At 66.3% G+C, this 26,640-nt stretch carries 23 protein-coding genes; 11 read left to right on the top strand and 12 right to left on the bottom strand.

The genetic code is table 11. The features are described from left to right. The first annotated feature begins 8 nt into the window (after positions 1-8). Positions 9-1,196 carry a hypothetical protein gene (locus ACWIGM_RS23920; RefSeq protein WP_454028462.1) on the top strand — a complete coding sequence of 396 codons (1,188 nt, stop codon included), beginning with the start codon at positions 9-11 and terminating at the stop codon, positions 1,194-1,196. After that, positions 1,193-1,864 (top strand): hypothetical protein, encoded by a 672-nt coding sequence (locus ACWIGM_RS23915; protein WP_454028461.1) that lies wholly within the window; start codon positions 1,193-1,195, stop codon positions 1,862-1,864. Before ACWIGM_RS23920 ends, ACWIGM_RS23915 begins: the two co-directional genes overlap by 4 nt. A gap of 2 nt (positions 1,865-1,866) precedes the next feature. Here ACWIGM_RS23915 and ACWIGM_RS23910 read toward each other — a convergent pair whose 3' ends face one another. Beyond that, positions 1,867-2,697 (bottom strand): DUF3108 domain-containing protein, encoded by an 831-nt coding sequence (locus tag ACWIGM_RS23910; protein WP_454028460.1) that lies wholly within the window; start codon positions 2,695-2,697, stop codon positions 1,867-1,869. 256 nt (positions 2,698-2,953) lie between these two features. On the opposite strand from ACWIGM_RS23910, the gene rpmB reads away from it, so the two are divergent. Then, positions 2,954-3,241, top strand: coding sequence for a 50S ribosomal protein L28 (gene rpmB, locus ACWIGM_RS23905; RefSeq protein ID WP_454028459.1), 288 nt, complete (start codon positions 2,954-2,956; stop codon positions 3,239-3,241). Positions 3,242-3,404: 163 nt separating this feature from the next. On the opposite strand, the gene ACWIGM_RS23900 is transcribed toward rpmB, so the two are convergent. From ACWIGM_RS23900 to ACWIGM_RS23865, 8 genes are all read right to left on the bottom strand, one after another. Further along, complete coding sequence (locus tag ACWIGM_RS23900) at positions 3,405-4,418, bottom strand: esterase-like activity of phytase family protein (RefSeq protein ID WP_454028458.1); 1,014 nt, start codon at positions 4,416-4,418, stop codon at positions 3,405-3,407. Beyond that, a complete protein-coding gene (gene cobT, locus ACWIGM_RS23895) occupies positions 4,415-6,310 on the bottom strand; it encodes a cobaltochelatase subunit CobT (protein WP_454028457.1) in 1,896 nt (631 codons plus the stop codon). Before cobT ends, ACWIGM_RS23900 begins: the two co-directional genes overlap by 4 nt. Then, on the bottom strand, positions 6,307-6,744 hold the full coding sequence (locus ACWIGM_RS23890; protein WP_454028456.1) for a GNAT family N-acetyltransferase: 438 nt from the start codon (positions 6,742-6,744) through the stop codon (positions 6,307-6,309). Before ACWIGM_RS23890 ends, cobT begins: the two co-directional genes overlap by 4 nt. A 10-nt stretch (positions 6,745-6,754) precedes the next feature. Continuing rightward, positions 6,755-7,105, bottom strand: coding sequence for a GFA family protein (locus ACWIGM_RS23885; protein ID WP_326874569.1), 351 nt, complete (start codon positions 7,103-7,105; stop codon positions 6,755-6,757). Between the two features lie 67 nt (positions 7,106-7,172). Then, a complete protein-coding gene (gene cobS, locus ACWIGM_RS23880) occupies positions 7,173-8,165 on the bottom strand; it encodes a cobaltochelatase subunit CobS (protein WP_454028455.1) in 993 nt (330 codons plus the stop codon). Positions 8,166-8,322: 157 nt separating this feature from the next. After that, complete coding sequence (locus ACWIGM_RS23875; RefSeq protein WP_454028454.1) at positions 8,323-9,459, bottom strand: glycosyltransferase family protein; 1,137 nt, start codon at positions 9,457-9,459, stop codon at positions 8,323-8,325. Continuing rightward, complete coding sequence (locus ACWIGM_RS23870; protein ID WP_454028453.1) at positions 9,456-10,727, bottom strand: glycosyltransferase; 1,272 nt, start codon at positions 10,725-10,727, stop codon at positions 9,456-9,458. The genes ACWIGM_RS23875 and ACWIGM_RS23870 overlap by 4 nt, the downstream gene beginning before the upstream one ends. After that, on the bottom strand, positions 10,724-11,389 hold the full coding sequence (locus tag ACWIGM_RS23865; protein ID WP_454028452.1) for a class I SAM-dependent methyltransferase: 666 nt from the start codon (positions 11,387-11,389) through the stop codon (positions 10,724-10,726). The genes ACWIGM_RS23870 and ACWIGM_RS23865 overlap by 4 nt, the downstream gene beginning before the upstream one ends. Before the next feature lie 18 nt (positions 11,390-11,407). Between ACWIGM_RS23865 and ACWIGM_RS23860 the strand changes: the two genes are divergently transcribed. Further along, positions 11,408-12,019, top strand: coding sequence for a hypothetical protein (locus ACWIGM_RS23860; RefSeq protein WP_454028451.1), 612 nt, complete (start codon positions 11,408-11,410; stop codon positions 12,017-12,019). A 3-nt stretch (positions 12,020-12,022) separates the two neighbouring features. Here the strand turns inward: ACWIGM_RS23860 and ACWIGM_RS23855 are convergent, their stop codons facing one another. The 3 genes from ACWIGM_RS23855 to ACWIGM_RS23845 are packed head-to-tail and all read right to left on the bottom strand — an operon-like array spanning position 12,023 to position 16,981. Beyond that, positions 12,023-13,780 (bottom strand): adenylate/guanylate cyclase domain-containing protein, encoded by a 1,758-nt coding sequence (locus tag ACWIGM_RS23855; protein WP_454028450.1) that lies wholly within the window; start codon positions 13,778-13,780, stop codon positions 12,023-12,025. A gap of 16 nt (positions 13,781-13,796) precedes the next feature. Continuing rightward, positions 13,797-14,246, bottom strand: a complete 450-nt coding sequence (locus ACWIGM_RS23850; RefSeq protein WP_454028449.1) for a cyclic nucleotide-binding domain-containing protein — start codon at positions 14,244-14,246, stop codon at positions 13,797-13,799. After that, on the bottom strand, positions 14,243-16,981 hold the full coding sequence (locus tag ACWIGM_RS23845) for an ABC transporter transmembrane domain-containing protein (protein ID WP_454028448.1): 2,739 nt from the start codon (positions 16,979-16,981) through the stop codon (positions 14,243-14,245). Before ACWIGM_RS23845 ends, ACWIGM_RS23850 begins: the two co-directional genes overlap by 4 nt. A gap of 315 nt (positions 16,982-17,296) precedes the next feature. Here ACWIGM_RS23845 and ACWIGM_RS23840 point away from each other — a divergent pair, with 315 nt between their 5' ends. The 7 genes from ACWIGM_RS23840 to ACWIGM_RS23810 all read left to right on the top strand — a co-directional run bounded on the left by ACWIGM_RS23840 (position 17,297) and on the right by ACWIGM_RS23810 (position 26,602). Further along, positions 17,297-19,180: an ABC transporter ATP-binding protein gene (locus ACWIGM_RS23840; protein ID WP_454028447.1), complete on the top strand. Its 1,884-nt coding sequence runs from the start codon at positions 17,297-17,299 to the stop codon at positions 19,178-19,180. After that, the gene (locus ACWIGM_RS23835) at positions 19,180-21,093 is read left to right on the top strand and encodes an ABC transporter substrate-binding protein (RefSeq protein ID WP_454028446.1); all 1,914 of its coding nucleotides are present in this window, start codon (positions 19,180-19,182) and stop codon (positions 21,091-21,093) included. The genes ACWIGM_RS23840 and ACWIGM_RS23835 overlap by 1 nt, the downstream gene beginning before the upstream one ends. Before the next feature lie 5 nt (positions 21,094-21,098). After that, positions 21,099-22,097, top strand: coding sequence for an ABC transporter permease (locus ACWIGM_RS23830; RefSeq protein WP_454028759.1), 999 nt, complete (start codon positions 21,099-21,101; stop codon positions 22,095-22,097). Further along, positions 22,094-23,272, top strand: coding sequence for an ABC transporter permease (locus tag ACWIGM_RS23825; RefSeq protein WP_454028445.1), 1,179 nt, complete (start codon positions 22,094-22,096; stop codon positions 23,270-23,272). The genes ACWIGM_RS23830 and ACWIGM_RS23825 overlap by 4 nt, the downstream gene beginning before the upstream one ends. A gap of 28 nt (positions 23,273-23,300) precedes the next feature. Then, positions 23,301-24,440 (top strand): glycosyltransferase family 4 protein, encoded by a 1,140-nt coding sequence (locus tag ACWIGM_RS23820; protein ID WP_454028444.1) that lies wholly within the window; start codon positions 23,301-23,303, stop codon positions 24,438-24,440. Then, positions 24,437-25,228, top strand: a complete 792-nt coding sequence (locus tag ACWIGM_RS23815; RefSeq protein ID WP_454028443.1) for a polysaccharide deacetylase family protein — start codon at positions 24,437-24,439, stop codon at positions 25,226-25,228. The genes ACWIGM_RS23820 and ACWIGM_RS23815 overlap by 4 nt, the downstream gene beginning before the upstream one ends. Before the next feature lie 93 nt (positions 25,229-25,321). Then, positions 25,322-26,602: a glycosyltransferase family protein gene (locus ACWIGM_RS23810; RefSeq protein WP_454028442.1), complete on the top strand. Its 1,281-nt coding sequence runs from the start codon at positions 25,322-25,324 to the stop codon at positions 26,600-26,602. The last annotated feature ends 38 nt before the right edge of the window (positions 26,603-26,640 follow it).

The raw sequence follows: 26,640 nt of genomic DNA, 5'->3' as shown, positions 1-26,640 counted from the left end.
AGCACCCCATGCCGGACCTGCCGCAGCATTCAGCCCATGCCAGCGCGCGCTGGCGCGAGATCATCCTTCTGCGCCGCCGGCTCGTCTCGCTGAAGGCGCAGACACGCCTGCTCCGGCATGAGCTCGCCCACAAATACAATCCCGACCAGCCGCGCGTGCCAGCCGGCAATGCCGATGGCGGGCAATGGACCAGCGGCGGAGGCGGCGGCGGGCCGGCGCTGACCGGAACCGACTGGATCGGCGATCTCGGTAGCGCCTTCTCAGCTGCCCTGACCTTCGGCGATGTCGTCCCGGATACAAGCGGCGAGGAGAGCTGGGCCTTCTATCAGGAGGCGACGCGCCCAGACGGCTCGCTGGCCGAGCGCGCCGTCGTTAACCGCGACGGCTCGACGATCCATTCCGAGTTCGCCGAGCCCGACCGCAGAAGCGACTGGGACGAGCGCCACACCGTCACCGCGCCCGAGGGCCACAAGACCACCTTCGAGACCGCCGACCGCACCCAGACGATCCGCGACGGCGGCCCGGACGGCGAAGTCGTCTCGCGCTCGACCTGGACCGAACGCGGGCCGGAGCGTGACGCAACGGTGCAGCAGGCGTTTGCTCAGGAAGGAGTTCGCAGAGCCGTCAGCGCTGCGGGCACTATCCTGTTCGGCTGGCTATCGCCCAGCGACGACACCGACGGTCAGCGAACCGTCATGGGCTTCGTGCCGCGCGACTATCAGCCCGGCAAGCCTGGGCAGATGGATCTGGCGTTCGTTGGGAACCTGACAGCAGAGGAAGCAAAGAATGCTTGCGGCATGCTCGGCACGGTTCAGAAATTGACGAACGAAGCTGCAGAAGCAGCAGGGGATTCGCGGCAGTTTTCATCCATGGCGACCTATGGCACCGACGTGCATGTCCGCTTCAAGAATTTCGTCAATGACCTTCACAACGAGAATTTCCGGGCTGAACGATCGTTCTTGAAAGAAGCTGCCGAGCCAACAAGCAAAGACGAAACTGCAGCAGGTTACTCGCGCTCTGTGCGCGTTGATGCCTATGAATACAAGCCAGAGGACAGAACGCTCTGCGTCTACGATCTCAAGACCGGCCGACGCGGGCTTTCGGTTCGCCGCTCCGATATCCTTGCGACTGCAGCCTATCTCGGTATGAGCAAGGTTGATCGCGTCATCATGATTGAAATCAGGCCTCGAAAATGACGACGAAAAAGCAGATCAATCGACTCTTAAGCGAGTTGGTGCATCGCAATCCTAATCTTGCTCAATCCGAACGCTTCGTCATCATCAAGCCGCTCCGCCATGTGATGCGGTCAATCTCGATCGACCGCGGCATCGAAGCCGACAGCCCGCAGTTCCTGTGTTCCATAGGTCATTTCTTCAGTCCTACGGCGCATCGTCAGGGTATCACTCTCGATCGCATCTTCTTGCCGCACGGCGCGCCGCATCGCTGGTCGGAGCCCGGCATGCCGGCTGTCTTTTTCGAGGCCTGCGAGACGCAAATCCTGCCGAAGCTGCGCAGTATCAACACGATCGAGGAAATGCTTCGCTTCAGTCAAGGTTCGACCGAGTTCAATGCGGCCATGGAATGGGTCATCAACAGAATCCACTTCGCCGCGGCCTACGGCCGCTTCGACCGTGCGCTGCGCCGTTTCGAGCGCATCAAACACTGGGATCGGTCCCGCATGTCCTGGCGGCGGCCCGAATTCGAGCATGTTGCCGACGAGCTCGTGCCGTTGATGCGGGCGGATGACCGCGAGGGTGTCATCCATCTTCTTCATCGCTGGGAAGAGGATCGCGTCCACCGCTTCGGCCTGGAAGCGATCTACGAACCCACGCCCTTCCCGCTCGAACTCGTGGCCAGCGCCTGAGCTCAGTTCCGCGTCGCGGTCGCCGTCACGCCGGGATCGACCTTGAAGCTCGAGGCCTCGATCACTGCGGTGCCGATCATCGTCTTCACCGAGATGCGCACCGGCAGCATCATGTTGGTGCCGGCGACGGGGGCGAGCCAGGTCGAGATTTCCTTGTTCTCGGCCATGAACTTGGTCGATGGCCGCAAGCTCCGGTGGCCGGCGATCGGCACATAGCGCGCCTGGCAAACCGAGACCGGGCCGCTATAGCCGTCGATCTTGATCTCGCGCGTGCCGGAATAGCTCAGCTTGATGTCGTAGCGCGCCGCACCGTCGAAGATCGCCAGCGTGCGGTTGCAGGCAGCCGCGCCCGCATTGCGGCCGGAGGCCTCGACCGGCATCAGGAAAGCGCTGAGCGGGTCCATGATGTTGCGCTGGTGCTCGTCCTTGAGCGGCACGCGATCGGGCTTGGGGTCGATCGGCGGCTCGATCGCCAGCGCCTGCACGGCATTGCCGCCGAGCGCCATGCGCACCGTGCGGCTTTCGCTGGAATTGGCCGAGGACACAGCGAAGGTCGCCGGCGAAAGCCTCGCGCCGTTGAGGTTGCCGGTGGCGGTGCCCGAACCGCGCCCACCGGTGAAGCTGCCGACGAGCCCGGTCAGCTTGGCGTTGGCGTCGAGCTTGTAGCTGCCGCCGTCGATGCCGCCGGCGAGATTGGCCTTGCCGAGCGAGAGGCCGAGCAGCGAGACGTCATAGGTCGCGTCGAGCGAGGCCGCCTGCGCGCCCGGCGCCGACAAAGCGAGCATCAGCGCTGCGAGGCAGGCGCTGCTGGCAGACGACAAAGCGAGCTTCATTGCGGAAGGCTCCGGGGCGCGACCTCACATCGTCGCATGCACTGAGATTCGGTCCGAATCGTGACTGGTTATCCTCAGCTTGGCGGGATAATGGTTACCGAGATGTTTCCGGGCTGTTTGCGCGGGACCTGCCTTGACGGGCTGTCACCGGACCGTTATAGACCGCCCACTTCAATTTGACTTCCGGTGCTCGCCTGCCGGCACGTCGCGTGTCGGCATTTTGCGTTGAGTACTCGGAGATTTTGGGAACACGATCATGGCCCGCCGTTGCGAACTGACCGGGAAAGCCACCCAGACCGGCCACCTCGTCAGCCACTCGAACCGCAAGACCAAGACGGTCTTCCGGCCGAACCTCGTCAACGTCACGCTTCAGTCGGATGCGCTCGGCCGTTCGGTCCGCCTGCGCGTCTCGGCGAATGCGCTGCGCACCGTCGACCACCGCGGCGGCCTTGACGCCTTCCTGATCAAGGCTCCGGCGGGCGACCTGTCGACCGGCGCGCTGACGCTGAAGCGCGACATCGAGAAGAAGCTCGCCGCCAACTGAGCGCGGGTTGTTCTCGGGACTGAATGAAGCGGCCGCAAGGCCGCTTTTTTCGTTTGTGCATCCGCCATGGTCGGGCTCGTCCCGACCATCCATGCCTTTCCGTCACTGATCGCATGCGGTGTTCAAGACGTGGATGCTCGCCACAAGGGCGAGCATGACGAGCCTACTGCGCCAGCTCGAACTCCAGCAGCACCGTGCGCTGCAGGAAGGTCGAGAAATTATCGTCCGAGATCAGGGAGATGATGGTTCGCCCGCCTTCCAGGTGGACCGCCATCCCCTCCATGTTATCGATCTCCTGGCCGAGATCAGCTTCGATCTGGATCGGCCCGTCCAGCTTCGCCCCGGGACGAATCGTGCCCCCAGCGATGCGACGGATACGCATACCGACACCGCGCAGCGGCTTGTACCAGCGCTCCAGCAGCAGCATGTCGCCGCCCGGCAGGAAGGCGAGGTCGGTGATGTCGTAGCCGTCGCGGCGGACCACCTGCAGCGTGCCCGGCTGGCGCCCGCCGACGATGAAGCCGGTTGTCGGCTCTTCCTCGCGGCCGGAGCGCTCTGAAATCGCGATCAGCGCCCCGGCGAGTGCATGGCCGGCCGGCAGCACGCCAAGCGCCTCGAAGCCGCGATTGCTCGGCAGGCGCTTGGCGGCCGGGGGCACCGGCACGAGCTGCGCCCGTGCCTCGACGCCATGGCGCGCCCAGTCGAAGCGCAGGATGTCATGGGTGCGCTCGACGCCGATGAAGGCGGTGCCGCCCTGCATGGCGAGCGATTCGGTGTCGTAGTAACGCGAGCGGTGCAGCGGCTTGCCGGAGGCCCCGAGGATCGGCGCAAGCTCGGCCTCCTCCAGCCCGGCGAGCTTGCCCTGATTGCTGCGCGTGAGCTTGCCTGTCAGCCAGAAGCCGTTGTCGGTGATCGCCACGATCCGCGCGCGGTCGGGCGAGCGCCACAGCCCCGAAAAACCGCCGAAGCGGGGGTGGCTACCGGTGAGCTGCAGCCCGCCGCGGAAGATCAATTGGCCGAAGCGGGTCTTCGTCGGATTGCCGGGCTCGAAGCTCGCGATCGGCCGGGCCGAGATACTGACGGGAATTCGGCCGGGCTCGAGGCTCTGCGCGCGGGCAGGCAGGCTGAGAGCCGCCGCGCCGAGGCCGGCGAGGACGCTGCGGCGGCTTGGGCTCATTGCAGGCGGCGCGAGCCCCGAGAGCTTGTCCCGCCGGCGTCCTCCTCGAACAGCTCCGCCAGCTTCTCGGTCATCACGCCACCGAGCTCCTCGGCGTCGACGATGGTGACGGCCCTGCGGTAATAACGGGTGACGTCGTGGCCGATGCCGATCGCGATCAGCTCGACCGGCGAGCGCGTCTCGATCTCGGCGATGACGTGGCGCAGATGCCGTTCGAGATAGCTACCGGCATTGACCGAGAGCGTGGAGTCGTCGACCGGCGCGCCGTCCGAGATCACCATCAGGATCTTGCGCTGCTCCGGCCGGCCGAGCAGGCGCTTATGGGCCCAGTCGAGCGCCTCGCCGTCGATGTTCTCCTTGAGCAGGCCCTCGCGCATCATCAGCCCGAGATTCTTACGCGCCCGCCGCCAGGGTGCGTCGGCGGACTTGTAAATGATATGGCGCAGGTCGTTGAGGCGGCCGGGATTGGCCGGCTTGCCCGATTGTAGCCAGGCCTCGCGCGACAGCCCGCCCTTCCAGGCCCGGGTGGTGAAGCCGAGCAATTCGACCTTGACGCCGCAGCGCTCCAGCGTGCGCGCCAGAATGTCGGCACAGGTCGCCGCGACCGTGATCGGCCGGCCGCGCATCGAGCCGGAATTGTCGATCAGCAGCGTCACCACCGTGTCGCGGAAATTCGTGTCCGATTCCTGCCGGAAGGAGAGCGGCTGGAACGGGTCGATGATGATGCGCGGCAGGCGCGAGGGGTCGAGCGCGCCCTCCTCCAGGTCGAACTGCCAGGAGCGGTTCTGCTGCGCCATCAGGCGCCGCTGCAGGCGGTTCGCCAGACGCGCGACGACGCCCTGCAGATGCGCCAATTGCTTGTCGAGATAGGCGCGCAGGCGGGTCAGCTCCTCGGCGTCGCAAAGTTCCTCGGCGGTGACGATCTCGTCGAACTTCTGGGTATAGGCCTTGTAGTCGGTCTGCGGCCGATCATTGGCGCGGCTGTCGCGCGGACGCGGCGCCTCGCCCGCCTCCTCGGCTTCGGAGTTCTCGTCCTCCTCGTCCCAGTCGCCGGCCGGCGCGTCGGCTGCCTCGGAGGCGCCCTCCTGCAATTCCTCGGCGGCGTCCTCGCTGGTCTCGGTCTCCGAGCGCTCGCCCTGGCTCTGCTGCTCGGCCTCGCCCTCTTCCTGCTGCTGCTCGTCGGAGGACTGGTCCTGATCGTCCTCGTCCTCCTCGGCATCGTCGCCCTGGCTCGACTGCTCGGCCATGTCGAGCGAGACGAGGAGATCGCGCACGGTGCGGGCGAAGGCACGCTGATCCTCGATCGACTTCGCCAGCCGGTCGAGATCGTCGCCGGCCTTGGCCTCGATCTGTTCGCGCCAGAGATCGACCAGCTTCTCGGCCGCCTTGGGCGGCTTCAGGCCGGTCAGGCGCTCGCGCACCATCAGAGCGAGCGCATCCTCCAGCGGCGCATCGGCCCGGTCGGTGATCTCCTCATAGCGACCGCCGCGATGATAGCGGTCCTCCAGCATCGCCGAGATATTGCCGGAAACGCCGCTCATCCGGCGCGATCCGACGCATTCGACCCGCGACTGCTCGACAGCGTCGAAGACCGCTCGCGCCGCATCGCCCTCGGGCGCGGCGCGGCGATGGACCGCGGCATCGTGGCAGGCGAGGCGCAGCGCCATCGAATCGGCATGGCCGCGCAGGATTGCGACATCGTTGGCGGTGAGCTTGCGCGGCGGCTCCGGCAGGCGGGCACGCTCGCCGACCAGCGAAGGTTTGTCGGCGGCGAAGACGATCTCCATCTCCGGCTTGCGCGCGATCGCCTTCATCGCGCCCGAGACCGCCCGCTTCAGCGGCTCGGCCGGCGCTTCCTTCGGGGTTCCGGGCTTGCGGTTGGAGATGCTCATAGCGCCTTCATGAAGTGGTGGAAGGTCTGCCCGGCGACCGGATAGTCCTCCATACGGCCGCATTCGCGATAGCCCATGCGCGGATAGAAGCCTGGCGCCTGGATGCTCATCGTGCCGAGATAGACGCCGCGTGCGCCATAATCGCGCGCCGCCTGCTCGGCCATCGCCAGCAGCGCCTCGCCATGGCCGGCACCGCGATGGGCCTCGTCGATCCAGAACAGGTCGACATAGAGCCATTCCCATTTCAGCTCGCCGACGAGGCCGCCGACCATGGCGCCGCTCTCGTCGCGCAAGCTGAGCGCCAGCGGCTCGGCATTGCGCGGCCCGACCCTGGCCTCGTTATGCGCGGCGAGCCCGCGCAGCACGGCCTCGCGCGTCGCGGAGAAATCCGCCTCGCGCTGGATCGTGGCCTGCTTGCTGTCGGCGGCGCTCACGGCGTGCTCCTCAGCGCGCCCGCCCGTCATACATCGTCGGGCTCAGCTCGGTCGGCTCGACGCCAGCGAGACAGCGGACGTTGATCGCGACGGTCGGCGTGCCGTCCGGGGCATTGGCGCGGGCGAAGGATTCCATGCCGCAGGTCTCGCAGAAGAGATGCTGGATCTTCTGTGAATTGAAGCGGTACTCGGTCAGCGCGTCCTCGCCCCTGGTCAGGGTGAAGCTGGTCGCCGGGCTGAAGGCCAGCACCGAGCCGCGGCGCTGGCAGTAGGAGCAGTTGCAGGTGATCGTCCGCGAGAGGTCGGCCTCGACCTCGTAGGCGACCCGCCCGCAGTGACAGGAACCTTCGTACCGGGCCATGGCCGGCCTCCTGCTAGTTGAGCACGCTCCGATCGCAAAAGCGGGGCCCGCCTCTGCGGACCATGCTTCAGCTCAGAACGACGTTGACCGCGCTCTCCGGCAACTCCTTGCCGAAGGAGCGCTGGAAGAACTCCGCCACCAGCGTACGCTCCATCTCGTCGCACTTGTTGAGGAAGGTGACGCGGAAGGCGAAGCCGATATCGCCGCCGAAGATCGCGGCATTCTCGGCCCAGGTGATGACGGTACGCGGGCTCATCACGGTCGAGAGATCGCCGTTCATGAAGGCGTTGCGGGTGAGATCGGCGACGCGGACCATCTTGTTGACGATGTCCTTGCCCTCGGCCGAGGCCTGATAGTGCTTCGACTTGGCGAGCACGATCGCGACCTCGTTGTCATGCGGCAGGTAGTTCAGCGTGGTGACGATCGACCAGCGGTCCATCTGGCCCTGGTTGATCTGCTGCGTGCCGTGATAGAGGCCCGAGGTGTCGCCGAGGCCGACCGTGTTGGCGGTCGCGAACAGCCGGAACGCACCGTGCGGGCGGATAACGCGCTTCTGGTCGAGCAGCGTCAGCTTGCCCGACTGCTCGAGAATGCGCTGGATCACGAACATCACGTCCGGGCGGCCGGCATCGTACTCGTCGAAGACCAGCGCGATGTTGTTCTGCAGCGCCCAGGGCAGGATGCCGTCCTGGAACTCGGTGATCTGCTTGCCTTCCTTCAGCACGATCGCGTCCTTGCCGACGAGGTCGAGGCGCGAGACGTGGCTGTCGAGGTTGACGCGGACGCAGGGCCAGTTCAGCCGGGCTGCGACCTGCTCGATATGGGTCGACTTGCCGGTGCCGTGATAGCCCGAGATCATCACGCGGCGGTTATGGGCAAAGCCGGCGAGGATCGCGATCGTGGTGTCGCGGTCGAAACGGTAGTCGGCGTCGAAGTCGGGAACATGCGCCTCGGGCTTGGAATAGGCCGGCACCTCCATGTCGGACTCGATGCCGAAGACCTGACGCACGGACAACTTCATGTCCGGCATTCCGGGGGCGGAGGCAGTCGTCGTTGTCATCGTTCTTCTCCGGGCGCAGGACAGGGGCCGGCAGAAGATCCGGTGTCCTGGAGCCGACCGAAAGGGAGGCGTGTGGAACTTCCTTAGATCGAAAGCGGCGGAGCGGCAATTCGCAAGAGGCATGCCGACCCTTCGCCGGCATGCATTCGCGCACGGCTTAGGCGCGGTTCGCGAGCAGCCTTGCAACCGCTGCAGCAGCTCCGGCCGCACCGCCGAGGTCGACCTTTGCAGCCGGCGGAGCGCCTTGCATCAACGCCGCTTCGATCGCAGCCGCCAGAGCCTGCGGCCCTACGGAAAGTTGGACAACGCGCGCCAGCCCGGCCCGTTCCAGCGCCGCGGCGCGCAAGGCCTGCTCGGTCTCGTTGCCGGCGTCGAAGGGAGCAAGCAGCGTCGGCCGCCCGGCCTGCAACAGGTCGAGCACGGTGTTGTAGCCGGCCTGGCTGATCGACAGCGCGCAGCCGGCGAGCAGTGCCGGAAAATCCGGCCGCGCCCGCTCCACCCTGGCATTGGTCGGAGCCGATTGTCGCAGCCTGTCGAAATCGGCCTCGGCCACCCCACGGCCGATCAGGAGATGAAAGGACCGCCGGGGTAGCAGCTGTGCCGCGGCGAGCGCGGTCTCGAACAGCGGCAATGCTGCAGCCGAGCCGCCACCAGAGACGAGGATCATGTCCTGCAAGCCTGCCGGGGACCCCGGCAAAGCGGGCGGCTCCGCCAGATAGCCCGTATAGATCAGCTTCCGCGCGATCTGCGCCGTCACTGGCCAGGAGGCTGCGAGCGGCAGGACGCCGGGGTCGCCATGCACCAGTACTGCATCGAACAGCGTCATGACCCGCTCGGCAGTCTCGGCGAGCCGCTCCGGCCGCTGCGGCGCGACCAGTACGTCGCGGATCGAGGCGAGTACGAGTGCGTCAGGCTTGGCCGCTTTCGCAGCTGCGATCAGCGCCAGGAACTCCCCAGCGAGCTGGCGCCGGCCGAACGGGAAATGCTCGGTGATGACGATATCGGGCGAAAGCTCGCATGCGAGCGCCACCAGTTGCTCGCGGCGCGCGGCCAGTCGCTCCGGCGTCGCGGCCTTTCCGTGTTCGTCGAGCAGATTGCGGAAATCGGTTCCTTCGGTGCGCACCGGCGGCAACTGCACGAAGCGATAATCCGCCGCCTTGCCGTCCGGCATGCCACCGCTGGCGAGCGTGACCTGGTGCCCCGCTGCGGCCAGCGCCCGCGCCAGTTGCCGCGCCCGCACCAGATGGCCAATCCCCAGCAGATGCGTGACCGCGATCAGGATGCGCGCACTCATGGCGCGCCGCTATCCTCGCCGGCGACCGCCGCCAGCAGCGCCCGGTGAACCCGCTCCAGCCCGGCCTGCGCCGAGAATTCGGTCCTCAACCTGTCAAAGGCGGCTGCGCCCAGCTTTGCGCGCAACTGTGGATCGCGAGTGAGCCCATCCAGCGCCTTGGCCAGCGCCGTGACGTCCCCCGGCCGCAGCAACAGCCCCTCTTGACCGTGCTGCACGAATTCCGGGATGCCGGCAAAATCGGTCGCGACGATCGGCAGGGCCTGGCTCGCCGCCTCCATCACCACGTTGGGCAGGCCGTCGCGATCGCCATTCTCGGCCTGCTTTGAGGGCAGGACGAAGAGATCGGCCTCGCGCAGCGCCGCGATCACCATGTCCTGCGCCTGCGCGCCGCGCCAGTCGATCCGGGCTGCGAGCCCGAGCTTTTCAGCCTGCACCTTCAATATGGGGAGCAGCTCGCCACCGCCGATATGGATGAGCCGCCAGTTCAGCTCCGCCGGCAGGATCGCCAGTGCGGCGAGCAGATCGTCGAAACCCTTCTTCGCCACCGCCCGTCCGATGGTGATGAAGCACACCGGCTCGGCCGGATCGGAGCCGTCGCGCGGCATGCGTGCCTCGGGCGGTGCCGGAAAGCGCGCCAGATCGAGCCCGTGATAGAGCAGCGCAACCTTGTCCGGCCGGTCGGCGAGACGCATAAGCTCGGCATGGCCGTCGCGGGTACAGGTCACGCCCCAGCGCGCCTCGGCTATCTTCTCGCGCTTCTCCCAGTCCGGCGTCGTCCAGATGTCCTTGGCATGGGCCGAGAACGACCAGGAGAGGCCCCTGCTTAGCGCCGCATAGCGGATCACCGAGGCCGGCGTGTGCAGGTAGTGGACATGAAGATGGCGGGTCCCGGCCGGCAGTTCACGCGCCATCACGCAGGCCTGGCCGAAGCGGCGCAGGCGGTTGCGCGTGCGGTCGCGGGAAAGATCGCGCAGGAAGAGGGCGAGCAGACGCAGGATGCTCAGCCGCGCCAAGGCCAGGGCAATGCCGCGCAGCACACGCGGCCAGTCATCGTGCAGATATTCCGGCAGATAGTGCAGCGGCGCCGTGATCTCGCGATGCATCAGATGCCGCGCGCCGTCGGTCGGATGGCGCAGCGACCAGATCGCGAAGGACAGGCCGAGTTTCTGCAGGCCGAGCAGTTCCTGGGCGATGAAGGTCTCCGACAGGCGCGGATAGCCCTTCATCGCGATCGCGACCGCCGGCCTGGCGGGCTCACCCGTGCTCATCTGCGGCCGATCAGCATGAAGCGGGTGTAATTCCTGGTCGGCAGCGCGCCGGCAAACCACAATTCCGACAGCCCGACCTGGGCCTTGAAGGCGTCGAGCGAAGGCACGCAGCTGCGATGATCCGGCTCGCGGAAATAGTCGTTCGACTGCAGCAGCAGCGGCAGCCCTGCAGGCAGCCCAGCGATCCAGCCCGGCACGTCGTCGAGATGCTCGCAGCTGGTGTTGATCACCAGCCCCGGCCGCCCGCCTTCGGTCCGCTCGAAATCGAGCCCCATCATGTCGGCCGTCACCGCCCGGAAGCGCCCGGACGCGACATGGCGGTGATTGAGGATCTCGGCGACGGGCGCGCAGTCCGGATCGATGTCGAGGCTCACCACGCCCGGGATCGTGAGACGCTCGTCAGCGAGCAGCATCGCACCGAGCACGCCGTGCCAGGCGCCGAGCACCCAGACCGGTCCGTCCGGCTTCGGCAATACCTCGGCGAGAGTCTCGACCAGCCAGCGCTTGGAGGCGATCTGCTTGGGATTGAAGGAAATCGACAGATCGGCCGGCGCACCCTTGCCGACGAGCCGGGCGAGATCGGTGACGATCGCGTTCCCGGTCAGGGCTGCGACCCCGCGCAGGATATCGTAGAGAGCGTCGGCGGGCAGCGCGCTGGACATGCGGACGAAGGCTGAAAGATGAAAACCCAGGATCAGGCGGAACGCGGCGGACCATATGCACTGTCATCGGCAAAGGCCAGTGCAGCCGAACCCAACGTTCCGCTGCCGCATCTGGCCTCCCCGGCTGCGGCGCTGCGCCAGGTCTTGGCCGCTCATCTCCTGCTGCGCTGCAATCACATCATCGAGATCGGCGGTGCCGGGCTACCGATCACCGGTTACATCACGCATCGGCCTGTCTCCGTCACCGTCGTGGATCCAAAGATTGCCCCCTTCGTCGGCGAGAGCTTGAACGGCGCGCCATGCCAGGTGCGCCATCTCCAGGCCAAGCTGCAACAGCTCAACCTCGAAGCACCGCAATCGCCGTTCGGCCTGGTGCTGCTCGGCCTGTCACTCAAGCCGTTCGGCAATGACGAGGCGATCGACGCAAGGCTGCTGGCGCTCGTGCAGGCCGCAGACGTCCTGATCCTGGAACATGCCCACAGCCTCGAGCGGGTGCGCGGCCAGGTGCCGGCACTGCTTGCGGCGCGCCGGGATAAGCCGGCGATCGACCTTGACCTGACCATCAACGATGCTGCGCTGGTGCAGGCTGGCTATGAGCGCCGGCGCTTCCTCGCCTTCGGTGCGTTCTGACGCTCAGACCGGTTTTTCATCGACTGCGACCGTCGGCGCACCGCGACTATCGTCACGCAACTCGTCAGCCCGCGGATCGCCGGCCGGCGTGCTGCCGAAGCCGTAGACCTGCATCGGCTTGTCGCGGCCCTTGACCGCAATCTTGTGCGGGACCGTGTCGCGATAGCTTCGGCCCGTCGCGCTCACCGTCTCGGCGGAGACGACGATGTCGGACAAAAGGCGCCGCGTCGCCGCTTCGAGCTGGCTCGCGATCATCACCGTCTCGCCGACGGTGATCTCGCGCCGCCCCATGCTCTCGTTCTCCACCGCGCCGACGATCGCCTGGCCGCCATGGATGCCGATGCCGATGCGCAGCGGCAGTGGCAATGAATTCGAGTACTCCCGGTTGAGGGCTTCGACCGCCCGCACCATGTCGCCAGCCGCCGCGATCGCCGCCACGCCTGCCCGTGCCGGCGTCGTCTCCAGCCCGAACACCGCCATCAGCCCATCGCCATAGATTGCCTCGATCCGCCCGCCATGCGCCGCGATCGCCTGGGACATCTCGTCGTAGAAGCGGTTGAGCAGGTTCATCAGCTCGTGCGGCAATTGCCGCTCGGAAAGCGCGGTGAAGGCTCTGAGGTCAGCGACCATCACCGTCAGCCCCTTCTTGCCGATCCGGTCATCGGGATCGAGGGCCCCGCTCGGACCAGCTCCCCGCTGCTTGGCGGCGAGCAGGATCTGGACCTGGAGGTCGCGCTTCGGCCGGATCTGGCAAGCCAGCCGGACATGGTCGCCAGCCGAGATCCGGCGCAGCAGCCGCGCCTCGTTCGGGCCGGGCGGCGGCAGGTCGTCGGCACCGTCGAGGACCAGCACCCGGCAGGTGGCACAGCGCGCCCGTCCGCCGCAGAGCGCGGCATGGGGGATGCCGAAGCGGCGGAAGATCTCGAGCAGGGTCGGACCGGGGATGACGCGACGCACGCCGTGGCCGACGAAGCGCACGGCGATCGCGCCGAGCGCCCGCGCCCTGAGCTCGCGCAGAACCACGAAGCCGGCGAAGCCGCCGATCAGGCCGAAAAAGGCGCGCTTGGCCCAGGTCACGTAGTGATTGAAGGTGTCGATCTGCAGCGCCGTATAGAGCTCGGGCGGCAGCGCCATCATCTGCGCCTCGCGCCCCGCCACCGAGAAGCCGATCAGCGCGAGCAGCGGGATCAGGATCGCGGCCAGCAGGAACGGGTCGCGCCAGCGCGCATAGGCATCGCGCGCCCGGAAGGTGAAATGCAGGCCGATCACGCCATGCGTCCAGACCAGCAGCAGCAGCAGGCTCTGCGACAGGGCAAGATTGGGCCAGAGCCGGCGCAGTACGGCGTGATAGCTCTCGTCCTGGCCGAACAGCACGCCCTGCACCCGGGTGCTGACGATATGGTCGATCAGCAGGAGCGGAATCGCGACCCCGAGGATGATCTGGATCACCTCACGGCCGGGCATGCGGAAGGTGCGCCGCTGCGCCACGCGCAGCAAGGCAAAGACAGGGTGCACGATCAACGACCCGTAGAGCGCGACCGTGCCGATCCAGCTGTGCCAGAACCAGTAGCGCCAGTCTTGCACCGCCTCCATCGCCGCCACGCCGAAAATGCCGAGCGCATGATTGAGGAAATGCGTGGTCGCGAAGATCATCAGGATGCAGCCGGACGCGAAACGGACATCGCGGCTCCAGGACGACATCTGGTCGAAGCCGGAAGCGACGGGTCTGCCCCCGGCTGGCGTGCTCGGAACTGCTGTCATCGGCGCATCCGGCGCTTCAATGTGTCTTCTCGCCATGCAGGACGGAGTCGGCCAGCCGGTAAAGCCGCCCGGCCAGATCCCGCGACAGCGCGACGGAGAATTCCGGGATATTGTCGAGCAGCTCGAAGAACAGCGCCCGCGGCAATCTGAGCGCCACGACATCGGTCTTGGCACTGGAGCGGGCAGCATAGGTCTGGTTGCAGAGCAGTGGCACGTCGCCGATCAGGCTGCCGGTCGCGAGCCGGAAGGTTTTCTGCCTGCCGTCGGAGAACTCATGCGAAAGCTCGACCTCGCCTTCCAGCACGCAATAGACCTCTTCCGGCTTGTCCCCCTCTTCGGTGATGATCGTCCCGGCCGGGAAATAGAGCCGTTCGCCCATCAGGGCGAGCAGCTTCAGCCGCGGCCCCGGCAATCCGCGGAACAGAGGGACCGACTTCAGGCAGCTGATATCGTTCTCGAGCGTCATGTCCTTGCCTCGATCGGCATCGCGCCAGTGAAAGGCGGCGCCTCGTCCTGCTCCTCATCCGCCTCGTCGATCGCGCCACCCGCGCCGTTCATCCTGGCCACGGCTCCATTGAAAACGATCTTCTGTGGGATATCGGCAGCCAGCCCCTGATCGGTCAAGAGCAGGAACAACGTCCGGTCCCGACAATAGTTGCCGATACGGCGGATCAAGCCGCCGGGATCGGGGCAGGTGACGACGAAAGCGTCGAGATCGAGCACCAGAATGTCGGGCCGCTTGATCAGGGTCTGCGCCAGCGGCACCATCAGGCGCAGCCGCAGCGGCAGAAGCCGGCCACGCAATCCGACATCGGTATTCAGCCCGAGACGATAGGCGGCCGAGTCGAGTCCAGCGCGGGACAGCGCCGCCCGGGCGATTTCCGCCACCTTGCGTCCGGCGTCCGGAATGCCGAAACCGATGCGTCCGAACAGCAGATTATCGCGCACGCTCGCGCCGTGGATGACGTCGGCCGGATCGTAGAATTCGATCTCGTCGGCCTTCTCGCCCGGCAGATAGGTCTTGAAGCTGTGGCGTGCGCGGAGCACGCGCCGCCGCAAGGCGATGTCGAGCAGGTTGAGCCGGTGCTTGGGCTCGATATAGCCGAGCGCAAGCACGATCAGCTCGCGCTGCACGGTCGGATCGAGCGGGCTGCGCCGGTCGTGCCGCCGCAGCGCCTCGGCGAGTTCCCCGAGCTTCTCCAGATCGACCTCGCCGCCGAAAGCATAGCGCTCGAACAGCGTATGGCCCTGCGGCAGGCCGGCGAAGATCTCGACCAGTGTCGCCGCGATGCGTCCGCCGATCTCGGCCAGCGGCTCCTCCAGCGCCTCCGCCTGCAACACCGAGCGGGCATAAGGATCCTCGAGCAGGAAGTCGGCGGGCTGGCGACCATTGCGCATCGCGCCGAAGACGAGGTTCTCCGCGATCGTCGCATTGGCGTTGTAGCGATCGAGATCGAAGACCTCGATCAGCCCGCCGAGCTTGCTCTTGGCGAGCTCGGCGGCGACCACCTCGCGCGCCTCGATGATGCGTCCCGCCGCACCTTCCGGCAGAGGCGCGATCACCTTGGCGTCGAGGCCGAGCTCATAGACCTCGTCGGCGCAGCCGAGTGTCTCGAGCACCGTCAGCACCCGCTGCTCGAGCGCCTCCTCGTCCTCGAGGCCCGCGCCCTTGTAGTCGTGCCAGTCCGCCGTGAAGGGCAGTGGCGTATTGCCCGCCCGCAATGCCTCGATGAAGCGGCGATGCTCCTCCTGATCGACGACCTCGTCCGGCTTGATCACCGGGCGCTTGCGCTTCAACGGGAGCAGGATGTTGTCGCGCAGGCTGCCGTTGATGATCTCGATCTCCGGGCCGGCATAGCCGATGAGGTAGCTAGCGCGCTCGACGCTGATCGCGTCCAGCGGTTCACCGTCGATCAGCACGCGGCCGGCATAGCTCATCGTCTGCCGCCCAAGGATGCGGCCGAGCGTGTCGCGCCCGCCGCCTGCCGGCCCGATCAGCGCGATTTCGCCTGGCCGCCGCAAGGTCAAGGTCAGTGGCGTCAGCAGCGGCTGGCCGCGATTGTCGATCATCTCGACCTTGTCGACCCGGATCTCGCCCGCCTGCGGCAGCGGCGCGATCTCGTTCTCTTCCTCCAGCCGAAGCGCCTCGCTCGGGCTGAACTGCTGGATCACCTGCTCATATTTGATGGTGACGTCGTTGCGCTGCTGGTCCCAGTCGATCAGCTCCTTGATCGGTGGCGGCAGGTCGCGATAGGCGGCGATCACGGCCACCAGCTGGCCGATGTCGAGCCGGCCCTGCAGCGCGAAGAAGCCGCCGATCGCGTAGAAGAAGAACGGCGTGATCTGCGCCAGCAGATTGTTCAGGAACTTGACTGCGAACTTGCGCTTGTAGAGCGCATAGCGAATGTCGAACAGCGTCCCCAGGCGCCCGGCGATGTCGGACTGGATGTAGGATGTCGCGCCGTGCCCCTGGATGGTCGGCCCGGCATCGACGATCTCGCCGATCCGTCCGGCGAGCTGGCGCGAGGCGATCTGGCGCTCGCGGCCGAGCCTGAGCTGTTCCTTGCGCAGGATCGGGATGATCACCGCCTGGATCAGCACGATGATCAGCGCGATCGAGCCGAGCCAGACGCTCTGCATCATGATGAAGGCGAGCGCGGTCAGCGCCTGGCTGAGCAGGAAGGCCGGCTGGATGAAGGCGTCGCCGACGAAACCACCGATCGGCTCGACCTCGTCCTTGATCATGCTCGCGACCTCAGCCGGCTTGACCGAGCGGATCTCCTCCGGCCGGAAGCGCATCAGCTGGCTGAACAGGTCGTAGCGCATGCGCCTGAGCATGCGCTCGCCAAGTACGCCTTTCTGCACGTTGACGACGTATTTGAAGGCGCCGTTGATCAGCACGAGCGCAAGGAAATAGAAGCTCAGCGTCAGCAGGAGCCCGAGCTGATTGACCTTGACGCCCTCGAAGAGCTGGACGCTGCCGCCGCCGAGGAACTCCGGCCAGTGCAGCGCCCAGTCGAACACCGTCGCCGTCGTCTTGCCATCCTTGAAGGCGCCGCCCTGGATCGCATCGTTGACGATGCGCTTGGGGACTTCAAAGGAGGCCCAGTTGAACGGGATCGAGACGAGGATCACGAGCAGAACGATGATCTGCTCCCGGCGGCTCTTCTGCCAGACGTAACGGAAGAGGCTTCTCTCCAAGGGGCTTTCCCATCCCGTGCCCGGAAGAGTGGGAACCCTGCCGGCTTGCCCCCATATGTGGTCAGTTCACGACGCGGCGCAACATGCTGCGGGACTCGACAAGTCCGGCGATTTCAAGTTCGGTCGCGACAGGCGGTCGCGGTCGGGAGCTCAGCCGCGTTGCAGGATCGTCATCGAGACAGGACAAGGACGGCAAGGGCGAAAGACGATGCCGCAGCCGAAAGGGATCCTGCGGCAACGGCAAACCAATCCGGAGGTGGTGCGGGCCATGCATCCGGCAAGATGGACACCAGGGGACGACGGCGTCAGCCGCAGATGAATATTCTCGAGATCAACGACCTGCGGATCGGCTTCACCGTTCACGGCTTCGCTCGCGATGTCGTGAAGGGCGTCGACTTCCGGATTCCGGCCGGCAAGACCGTGGCGCTCGTCGGCGAGTCCGGCTCGGGCAAATCGGTGATCTCGCAGGCGATCATGGGGCTATTGCCGCGCGCCGGCGCCATCACCGGTGGAAGCATCCTGTTCCGCGATCCGCAGGCGAAGGACAGTGTCATCGACATCGCCACCTTGCCCGCCGAGGGCAAGGAGATCCGTGACCTGCGCGGCGGGCGGATCGGCATGATCTTCCAGGAACCGATGTCCTCGCTCTCGCCGGTCCACACGATCGGCAACCAGATCGAGGAAGCGCTGCAGTTGCATCGCCCGATGCCGAAGCCGCAGGCACGTGAGTTGATCGAGGCGATGCTGAAGCGCGTCGGTTTCAGGGACCCGACCCGCGCCTATGGCTTCTACGCTTTCGAGCTCTCGGGCGGCCTGCGCCAGCGCGCCATGCTCGCCATGGCGCTGATCTGCCAGCCGGCGCTGTTGATCGCCGATGAGCCGACCACGGCGCTCGACGTCACCATCCAGGCCCAGGTCCTCGACCTGATGCGCGATCTCCAGGCCGAGATGGGCATGGCGATCCTGTTGATCACCCATGATCTCGGTGTCGTCGCCAACATGGCCGACGAGGTCGTGGTGATCTATCACGGCGAGATCATGGAGAGCGGTCCCGTCGAGGACATCTTCCGCCGCCCGCAGCACCCCTATCTCAAGGCCCTGCTGAGGGCCTCGCCGCATTTCGACATGCAGGAGGGCGAGCGGCTGGTCGCTCTGCGCGAGGCGCGCCCACGCGCGCCGGCGGCGCCAAAACCGGCGCCGGCCCCGCAAAGCCGCGATCAGCGGGCGCCGCTGCTCTCGGTCCGGCATGTCCACAAGACCTACACGACCCATTCGAGCCGCTTCTTCGGCAAGGGCACGACCTCGACCGTCACCGCCGTCAACGATGTCAGCTTCGACATCGAGCGCGGCGAATGCCTCGGGTTGGTCGGCGAGAGCGGCTGCGGCAAGACCACTCTCAGCAAGGTGATCATGCGGGCGGTGACGCCCGACTCCGGTGAGATCCGCTTCGACGACGGCAAGGACTGCGTCGACCTGCTGTCGCTGCAGGGCGAGGATCTGCGCCGCTTCCGGCCGAAGCTGCAGATGATCTTTCAGGACCCGGTCTCGTCGCTATCGCCGCGCATGACGGTGATGAACATCCTGCGCGAGCCGCTCGTCGTCCATGAGCGTGGCGACGGTGGCGAGCAGAAGGCGCGGGTCAAGGCGCTGATGGACGATGTCGGGCTCGATCAGCGCTTCCTCTCGCGCTATCCGCATTCCTTCTCCGGCGGCCAGCGCCAGCGCATCGGCATCGCCCGGGCGCTCGCGCTCGATCCGGAACTGATCATCTGCGACGAACCGGTCTCGGCGCTCGACGTCTCCGTCCAGGCGCAGATCCTCAATCTGCTCAAGGACCTGCAGGCCGAGCGCGGCCTGACCTTCCTGTTCATCTCGCACAATCTGGCAGTGGTGAACTACATGGCCGACCGCATCGCGGTGATGGCGAATGGCCGCATCGTCGAGCTCGCGCCGCGCCACACCCTCTTCACCGCACCGGTCCATCCCTACACCAAGGCGCTGCTGAAATCGGTGCCCTTCGCCGATCTCGACCGCAAGCTCGACTTCAAGCTGGCAGCTCCCGGTGGCGCCTCCGACACGCGCCACTGGCCGGCTTCCTTCAAGCCTGACGCCGAAGGCGAGCCGCTCGCCCATCTTGATCTCGGTGCCGGCCATCTCGTCCTGGCCAAGCCCGGCGCCGATGTCAGGGAGCTCGCCTGATGCGGATCGCGCGCAGGAGCTTCCTCATTGGAGCGGGCGCCACCCTTGCCGCGCCGCGGCTGGGGCTTGCCGGCGTCGAGCCCCTGATCGACAGCCCGGCGCTGGCCGACAAGGTCGCTGCCGGCAAATTGCCTGTTCTCGCCGAGCGCCTGCCGAAATCGCCGCGCTTGATCCATGTGGCGGCGATGGGCCGCGCCCCCGGTCGGCATGGCGGCACCATGCGGATGCTGATGGGCGACCAGCGCGACATCCGCATGATGACGATCTACGGCTACACGCGCCTCGTCGTCTATGATGAGAAGCTCGAGCTCGCGCCCGACCTGCTGGAGAGCTACGAGGTCGAACGCGGCCGCATCTTCACGCTGCGGCTGCGGGCAGGCCATCGCTGGTCCGACGGGCATCCCTTCACCGCCGAGGACTTCCGCTACTGGTGGGAGGACGTCGCCAACAACAAGCGGCTTTCGCCGGGCGGCCCGCCGCAGGCGATGCTGATCTCCGGCCAGCCCTGCCGGTTCGAAGTCCTCGACGAGCTGACGCTGCGCTACAGCTGGGCGGAGCCGAACCCGGTCTTCCTGCCCGCCCTCGCCAGTGCCCAGCCGCTCTATCTCACCATGCCGGCGCATTACCTGAAGCAGTTCCACCAGCGCTATGCCGGCAAGGAGGAGCTGGAGCAGAAGGTCAAGAGCACCCGCGTCAAGGATTGGGGCTCGCTGCACGAGCGCTTCTCGCGCCAGTACCGGCCTGAGAACCCCGACCTGCCGACGCTCGATCCCTGGCGCAACACCACACCGATCCCGGCCGAACGGTTCACCTTCGTCCGCAATCCCTATTTTCACCGGATCGACGAGAATGGTCGGCAACTGCCCTACGTCGATGAGGTCACGCTGACTATCGGCAGCTCGGCTCTGATCCCGGCCAAGACGGCCGCCGGCGACGCCGACCTGCAGGCCCGCTATCTGCGGTTCGACAACTACACCTTCCTCAAGGACGCCGCGAAGCGGATGAACTTCGAGGTCAGGCTGTGGAAGCGGGCAGAGGGGGCCTGGTTCGCGTTGATGCCCAACCTCAATGCGATCGACCCGATCTGGCGCGATCTCAACCGCGATGTGCGCTATCGGCGCGCACTCTCGCTTGCGATCAACCGCCGCGACATCAACCGCGTCATCTTCTTCGGCCTCGCCAAGGAGAGCGGCAACACCGCTCTGCCTGAAAGCCCGCTCTATGACGAGACGCTGGCGCAGATGTACATGACGCCGGACCTCGCCGAGGCCAATCGCCTGCTCGATGGGATCGGCTTGTCCAAGCGCGATGGCGAAGGCATCCGCTTGTTCCCGGACGGACGGCGCCTGGAATTCACCGTCGAGACCGCCGGCGCCTCGACCGAGGAGACCGACATCCTCGACCTGATCAAGCAGGACTTCGTCGCGATCGGCATCAAGATCCACCCGCGCTCGAGCCAGCTCGACGTCTTCCGCCGCCGCATCCTCGCCGGCCAGACGATCATGTCCGGCTGGACCGGCATGGACAACGCACTGGTCGCGGCCGAAATGGAGCCCGATTCGCTCGCCCCGACCTCGCCGGCCCAGTTCAACTGGCCGCGCTGGGGCCAGTATTTCGAGAGCGGTGGCCGCGAGGGCGAGGCGCCTGACCTGCCCGAGGCGAAGGAGCTCGTGGCGCTCTACAAGGCCTGGCGGCATTCGACGACCCATCAGGAGCGTCGGGAGATCTGGCAGACCATGCTGAGGGTCAATGCCGAGCAACTGTTCACGATCGGCGTGGTCAATGCCACGCTGCAGCCGATCGTGGTCGCCAAGGCGCTGCGCAACCTGCCGGAACATGGTCTCTACAGTTTCGAGCCGGGCGCCTTCTTCGGCCGCTATATGCCCGACACGTTCTGGTTCGAGGGGCGATAGTCGTGCTGCTGACCTACATCTTCAAGCGCATCCTGGTGATGATCCCGACGCTGCTGGTCACCAGCATCCTGATCTTCACCGTGATCAACCTCCCCGAGGGCGATTATTTCGAGACGATGGTCGCCGAGATGCAGGCGCAGGGCGAGAAGGCGGACATGAGCCGCGTCGAGTTCCTGAAGAAGGAGTACGGTTTCGACAAGCCGCCGGCGGAGCGTTATTTCTGGTGGGTCACCGGCCTGCTGCGCGGCGATATGGGCTACTCCTTCGAGTACCAGCTGCCGGTGCGCGACATCGTCGGAGACCGCCTGCTGCTGACCATGGTGGTCTCCTTCTTCACCATCATCTTCACCTGGATCGTCGCCTTCCCGATCGGCATCTACTCGGCGACGCACCAGTACAGCTGGGGTGATTACGGCCTCACCTTCATCGGCCTGCTCGGCCTCGCCGTGCCGCATTTCCTGCTGGCGCTGATCTTCCTCTACTTCGCCAATGTCTGGTTCGGCACCTCGATCGGCGGCCTGGTCGACCCGCAATACCTCAACCAGCCGATGAGCTGGGCCAAGTTCAAGTCGGTGCTGGAGCACCTCTGGATTCCGGTGATCATCATCGGCGCCGGCGGCACCGCCGGCATGATCCGCAAACTGCGCGCCAACCTGCTCGACGAGCTGCAGAAGCAGTATTACGTCACCGCCCGCGCCAAGGGCCTGCCGCCGGGCAAGGCGCTGCGCAAATATCCCTTACGCATGGCGCTCAACTTCTTCATCTCGGATATCGGCGACATCCTGCCCTCGATCGTTTCAGGCGCCGAGATCGTCGCGATCGTGCTCTCGCTGCAGACCACCGGACCGCTGCTGATCCGGGCGCTGCAAAGCCAGGACATGTATCTCGCCGGCTCCTTCCTGATGTTCCTGTCCTTCCTGACCGTGATCGGCGTGCTGATCTCCGACATCGCGCTCGCCCTGCTCGATCCGCGCATCCGCCTGCAGGGGACGGCGACCAAGTGACGACGCCTCCCGCCCTCCCCGCTTCGGAGCCGCTGCCGCATCGCTGGTCGACTGCGCCATTCGAGCCTTACGCGGTCGAGAAGATGTCGCCCGAGCAGGAGCGGGTCTATCTCGCCCCGCAATGGAAGCTGATGTGGTGGAAGTTCCGCAAGCACAGGCTCGCGGTGATCTCCGGCGTCGTGATCCTGCTGATGTACGCTTCGGCCGCCTTCTGCGAGTTCCTGGCGCCCTACCACTACACGACCCGCAATACCGACTTCATCAGGGCGCCGAGCCAGGAGCTGCATCTCTTCCACGAGGGCAGGCTCGTTGGCCCCTTCGTCTATCCGTATGTGCAGCGCCTCAACATGGAGAACCTGAAGCGCGAATACGATGTCGACACCAGCCGACCGCAAAAGCTCCGATTCTTCTGCCGTGCCGACTCCTACGAGTTCTGGGGCTTCGTTCCCGGCAATCTGCACCTGATCTGCCCGCCCGAGGGCGGCACGCTCTATCTGCTCGGCACCGACCGGCTCGGCCGCGACATGCTTTCGCGCATCCTCTATGGCGGGCGGATCTCGCTGACCATCGGCCTGCTCGGCGTTGGCGTCTCCTTCGTGCTCGGCATCATCATCGGCGGCATCGCCGGTTATTACGGCGGCAAGGTCGACCTCGTCATCCAGCGCATCATCGAGATCGTGCAATCGCTGCCGCATATCCCGCTCTGGCTGGCGCTGGGCGCGATCATGCCCCCCTCCTGGAGTCCGCTGCTGGTCTATTTCGGCATCACCGTGATCCTCGGGCTGATGGACTGGACCGGGCTGGCGCGCGCCGTGCGCTCGAAGCTCCTGGCGTTGCGCGAGGAGGATTATGTCGTCGCTGCCCAGTTGATGGGCGCCAAGCCGGCCCGCATCATCGGCCTGCATCTCGTGCCCGGCTTCATGAGCCATCTCATCGCCGCGGCGACGATCACCATCCCGAAGACCATCCTGGGCGAGACCGCTCTCTCCTTCCTCGGTCTCGGCCTGCGGCCCCCGATCACCAGCTGGGGCGTGATGCTGAACGAGGCGCAGAACATCAATGTCGTCGCGCTCTATCCCTGGCTGCTCTACCCCTGCATCCCGGTGATCGTCATCATCCTCGCCTTCAACTTCCTCGGCGACGGCTTGCGTGACGCAGCCGACCCCTACCGCTGAAATCTGCCCGCGCCATTCAAGACCCGCCGTGAAGATCGCTTTCCATACGCCGCTGAACCGCTATGGCGACGGCGCGCCCTCCGGCGACCGGCTGATGGCACGCCAGCTGGTGACGCTGCTGGAAGAGCTCGGCCACGCCATCGAGATCGTCCCGGCCGAACGCAGCTTCCTGCGCGAGCCCGATCCGGCTCTGCTGGCTGCCCACAAGGATGCGGCACAGGGCGTGATCGCCTCGCTGAGCGAGCGCTGGCGAGCGCCGGGGGCCCGGCCCGATCTGTTTTTCACCTATCACTGCCATTATCGCGCCCCGGACCTGATCGGTCCTGCCTTGGCCGGGCACTTCGCCCTGCCCTATCTCCTTGCCGAGGCCAGCGATGCGCAGAAGCGCTTCGCTGGTCCCTGGGCAGAGGCGGCGGCTCTCGCCCGCGCCGCCATCCTGCGGGCTGACCTGCACCTGTGCATGACGGCCCGCGACCGCGAGGGCTTGAGCCGGCTCATCACGGAACCGGAGCGCCTGATCGACCTGCCACCCTTCCTGCTCGGGGTCGGGGAGATCCCCGAGCACTCCGCCGCGCCTAGCGAGAGAAACGAGCCGGTTCGCCTGATCGTGGTCGCGATGATGCGCCAGGGCAACAAGGCCGCCTGCTACCTCTTCCTGGCCCGCACGCTCGCGCGCATCATCGACCTGCCGTGGACCCTGACCTTGATCGGCGATGGGCCTGAACGTCCTTCCATCGAGGCAGCTTTCGCCGACTTCCCGACTGGCCGCGTCCATTTCCTTGGGCGCTGTGACCGCGCCACGATCCTCGCCGAGCTCACCACGCACGATCTCTTCGTCTGGCCCGGCCTGAACGAGGCCTATGGCGTGGTCTATCTCGAAGCGCAGGCCGCCGGGCTTGCCGTTGCGGCGTTGGACAGTGGCGGCGTGCCCGCCGTTGTCGCACGCGACCGCTCCGCTTTGCTCTCTCCCCACGGCGACGAAGCTGCGCTGGCCGCGACGATCGCGCGATTGATCGGCGATTCCAAGCTGCGCGCTCGCATGGGCGCGGCTGCCCGGCGCCTCGCCCGGGTGGAACGCAACGGCGAAGGCGCTCGCGTGATCCTCGCTGCGGCGCTGGATGCCGCAATCGCCCGGCATGAGCACAAGATATCCGGGACCGCACGATGACCGAGGATGCCGCCTGGTCCACGCTGCTTGCCGAGCTCGACCGCTGGGACGCCGCTGGCAAGCGTGTCGAGCTCTGGCTGCGCGACGATGACGCGACCGTGCCCAGCGACCAGCTCGACCGGCTCGCCGCCCTCGCCGAGCGCTTCGCGGCCCCGGTGCTGCTGGCCTCGATTCCAATGCTGGCGCAGGAGGCTCTGGCAAGACGGATCGAGACCGCGCCATTGCTGCGCCCTTGCCAGCATGGCGTCCGGCATCGCAATCACGCCCCGCCCGGCGAGAAGAAGAGCGAATTCGGCCTGCATCGACCGCTTCCGGACATCCTCGCCGAGATCGCCGCTGGCCGGCAGCGCCTTCGGGAGCTGTTCGGCGCCGCTTTCCTTCCAGCCTTCGTGCCGCCATGGAACCGCATCCACCCGGACATCGCAGCCGAGCTGCCCGGCCTCGGTTTCGTCGGCCTGTCCTGCTTCCGCAATTTTGCGCCCGGCCCCGCCGGCGGCCCCCGCCTCGTCAACACCGATCTCGACCTGATCGACTGGCAGGGCGGTCGCGTCGGCAGGCAGCCCGCCGACCTGCTGGCCGAGATGGCTGGATTGCTCGCCGATCGCCGGACGAAGCCCGAACCAGGCCAGCCTTTCGGCCTGCTGCTGCACCATCACGATCATGACAGCACCACCTGGAGCTTCCTCACGAATCTGCTGGCGCGGCTATCCGGTCATGCAGCCGTCGCATTCTCCGGTCCCGATGCGCTCTTCGGCGCGGCAACCTACTTGGCAATGGGCTTGGATTGACGCGCCGGCAGCGCTATGGTTTTGGCCAGTTCGGGTGCGTTCTTGCGTCCCCCGGAGGCCATCTGACCTTCAAGCAGAGGACGCGACGGACGCATGGGGCTCAGTCTGATCGACGATAGCGGGGTGCGCCGCCCGCCGTGCAGTCCGCATGCACCGCGTGTCCTGATCTATAGCCACGACACCTTCGGTCTCGGCCATATCCGCCGCTGCCGGGCGATCGCCAATTCGCTGGTGGCGAGCTATCCTCATATATCAGTGATCATCGTCTCCGGCTCGTCGATGATCTCGAGCTTCCAGTTCGGCGACGGCGTCGACTATGTCCGCATCCCCGGCATCGAGAAGCAGAGCGACGGCCGCTATCTGCCGCACCATCTCAATCTCGAGCTCGCCGACACGATCCGCCTGCGCACCGATCTGATCAAGCAAACGGTGCTGTCCTTCGACCCGGACATCGTCATCGTCGACAAGGAGCCGATCGGCCTGCGCGGCGAGCTCATCCCCTCGCTCGAGATCCTGCGCCGGCGCGGCGCCCGCATCGTGCTCGGCGTCCGCGACGTGCTCGACGAACCGACCAAACTGCATGAGGAATGGCGCCAGAGCGGCGCGCTCGACGCGCTCGCCAATATCTACGATGACATCTTCGTCTATGGGCTGGAGAGCGTTTACCGGCCGCTCGACGGCCTGCCTAACCAGCATCTCTTTGCGAACAAGATCAGCTATACCGGCTATCTCAAGCGGGCCGTGCCCTCGCCGATGCCGCCGAACCGGCATCCGCGCATTACCAAGGGCCCGTTCATCCTGGTGACGCCCGGAGGCGGTGGCGACGGCGCTGGCGTGATCGACTGGGTGATCTCGGCCTATGAGGCCGATCCGACCATCGAGTTGCCGGCGCTGATCGTCTTCGGTCCGTTCATGTCGCGCGAGAAGCGCAAGGAATTCACCGACCGCATCGCCAAGCTGCCCAAGCTCGAGAGCATCGGCTTCGAGCCGCGTCTCGAACTGCTGATGAACCGCGCCCACTGCGTCGTCGCCATGGGCGGCTACAACACCTTTTGCGAGATCCTCTCCTTCGACAAACCGGCGTTGATCGTGCCGCGCGTCCGTCCGCGCCTGGAGCAGGCGATCCGGGCCGAGCGCGCCGACAGCCTGCGCCTGATCGACGTGCTGTTCGACCCGACACAGACCGGCGCGAATGCGCGCGATCCGCTGCAGATGGCCAAGGCGCTGCATGCCTTGCCCAAGCGCCTGCCGCCCTCGCAGGCCTTCCTGCCGGACCTGCTCGACGGCCTCCCGGCGATCAACCGCGCACTCGCCGAGGACCTGTCACTGCCGGTCCGCGGCCGGGCGCTGGCGCAGAACGCCGCCGCCGGCTGATCGCGAAAGGCGATTTTCGCGATCCGTTGCGCGCATGG

It is taken from the genome of Allobosea sp. NPDC055332 (assembly GCF_053645455.1).
This window is presented reverse-complemented; position numbering and strand designations above follow the sequence as displayed.

Bases quoted from the DNA above. Each gene is read 5' to 3' on its own strand.
- ACWIGM_RS23920 (WP_454028462.1), top strand. From the start codon at position 9: ATGCCGGACCTGCCGCAGCATTCAGCCCATGCCAGCGCGCGCTGGCGC.
- ACWIGM_RS23915 (WP_454028461.1), top strand. From the start codon at position 1,193: ATGACGACGAAAAAGCAGATCAATCGACTCTTAAGCGAGTTGGTGCAT.
- ACWIGM_RS23910 (WP_454028460.1), bottom strand. From the start codon at position 2,697: ATGAAGCTCGCTTTGTCGTCTGCCAGCAGCGCCTGCCTCGCAGCGCTG.
- rpmB (WP_454028459.1), top strand. From the start codon at position 2,954: ATGGCCCGCCGTTGCGAACTGACCGGGAAAGCCACCCAGACCGGCCAC.
- ACWIGM_RS23900 (WP_454028458.1), bottom strand. From the start codon at position 4,418: ATGAGCCCAAGCCGCCGCAGCGTCCTCGCCGGCCTCGGCGCGGCGGCT.
- cobT (WP_454028457.1), bottom strand. From the start codon at position 6,310: ATGAGCATCTCCAACCGCAAGCCCGGAACCCCGAAGGAAGCGCCGGCC.
- ACWIGM_RS23885 (WP_326874569.1), bottom strand. From the start codon at position 7,105: ATGGCCCGGTACGAAGGTTCCTGTCACTGCGGGCGGGTCGCCTACGAG.
- cobS (WP_454028455.1), bottom strand. From the start codon at position 8,165: ATGACAACGACGACTGCCTCCGCCCCCGGAATGCCGGACATGAAGTTG.
- ACWIGM_RS23875 (WP_454028454.1), bottom strand. From the start codon at position 9,459: ATGAGTGCGCGCATCCTGATCGCGGTCACGCATCTGCTGGGGATTGGC.
- ACWIGM_RS23870 (WP_454028453.1), bottom strand. From the start codon at position 10,727: ATGAGCACGGGTGAGCCCGCCAGGCCGGCGGTCGCGATCGCGATGAAG.
- ACWIGM_RS23865 (WP_454028452.1), bottom strand. From the start codon at position 11,389: ATGTCCAGCGCGCTGCCCGCCGACGCTCTCTACGATATCCTGCGCGGG.
- ACWIGM_RS23860 (WP_454028451.1), top strand. From the start codon at position 11,408: ATGAAAACCCAGGATCAGGCGGAACGCGGCGGACCATATGCACTGTCA.
- ACWIGM_RS23855 (WP_454028450.1), bottom strand. From the start codon at position 13,780: ATGACAGCAGTTCCGAGCACGCCAGCCGGGGGCAGACCCGTCGCTTCC.
- ACWIGM_RS23850 (WP_454028449.1), bottom strand. From the start codon at position 14,246: ATGACGCTCGAGAACGATATCAGCTGCCTGAAGTCGGTCCCTCTGTTC.
- ACWIGM_RS23840 (WP_454028447.1), top strand. From the start codon at position 17,297: ATGAATATTCTCGAGATCAACGACCTGCGGATCGGCTTCACCGTTCAC.
- ACWIGM_RS23835 (WP_454028446.1), top strand. From the start codon at position 19,180: ATGCGGATCGCGCGCAGGAGCTTCCTCATTGGAGCGGGCGCCACCCTT.
- ACWIGM_RS23815 (WP_454028443.1), top strand. From the start codon at position 24,437: ATGACCGAGGATGCCGCCTGGTCCACGCTGCTTGCCGAGCTCGACCGC.
- ACWIGM_RS23810 (WP_454028442.1), top strand. From the start codon at position 25,322: ATGGGGCTCAGTCTGATCGACGATAGCGGGGTGCGCCGCCCGCCGTGC.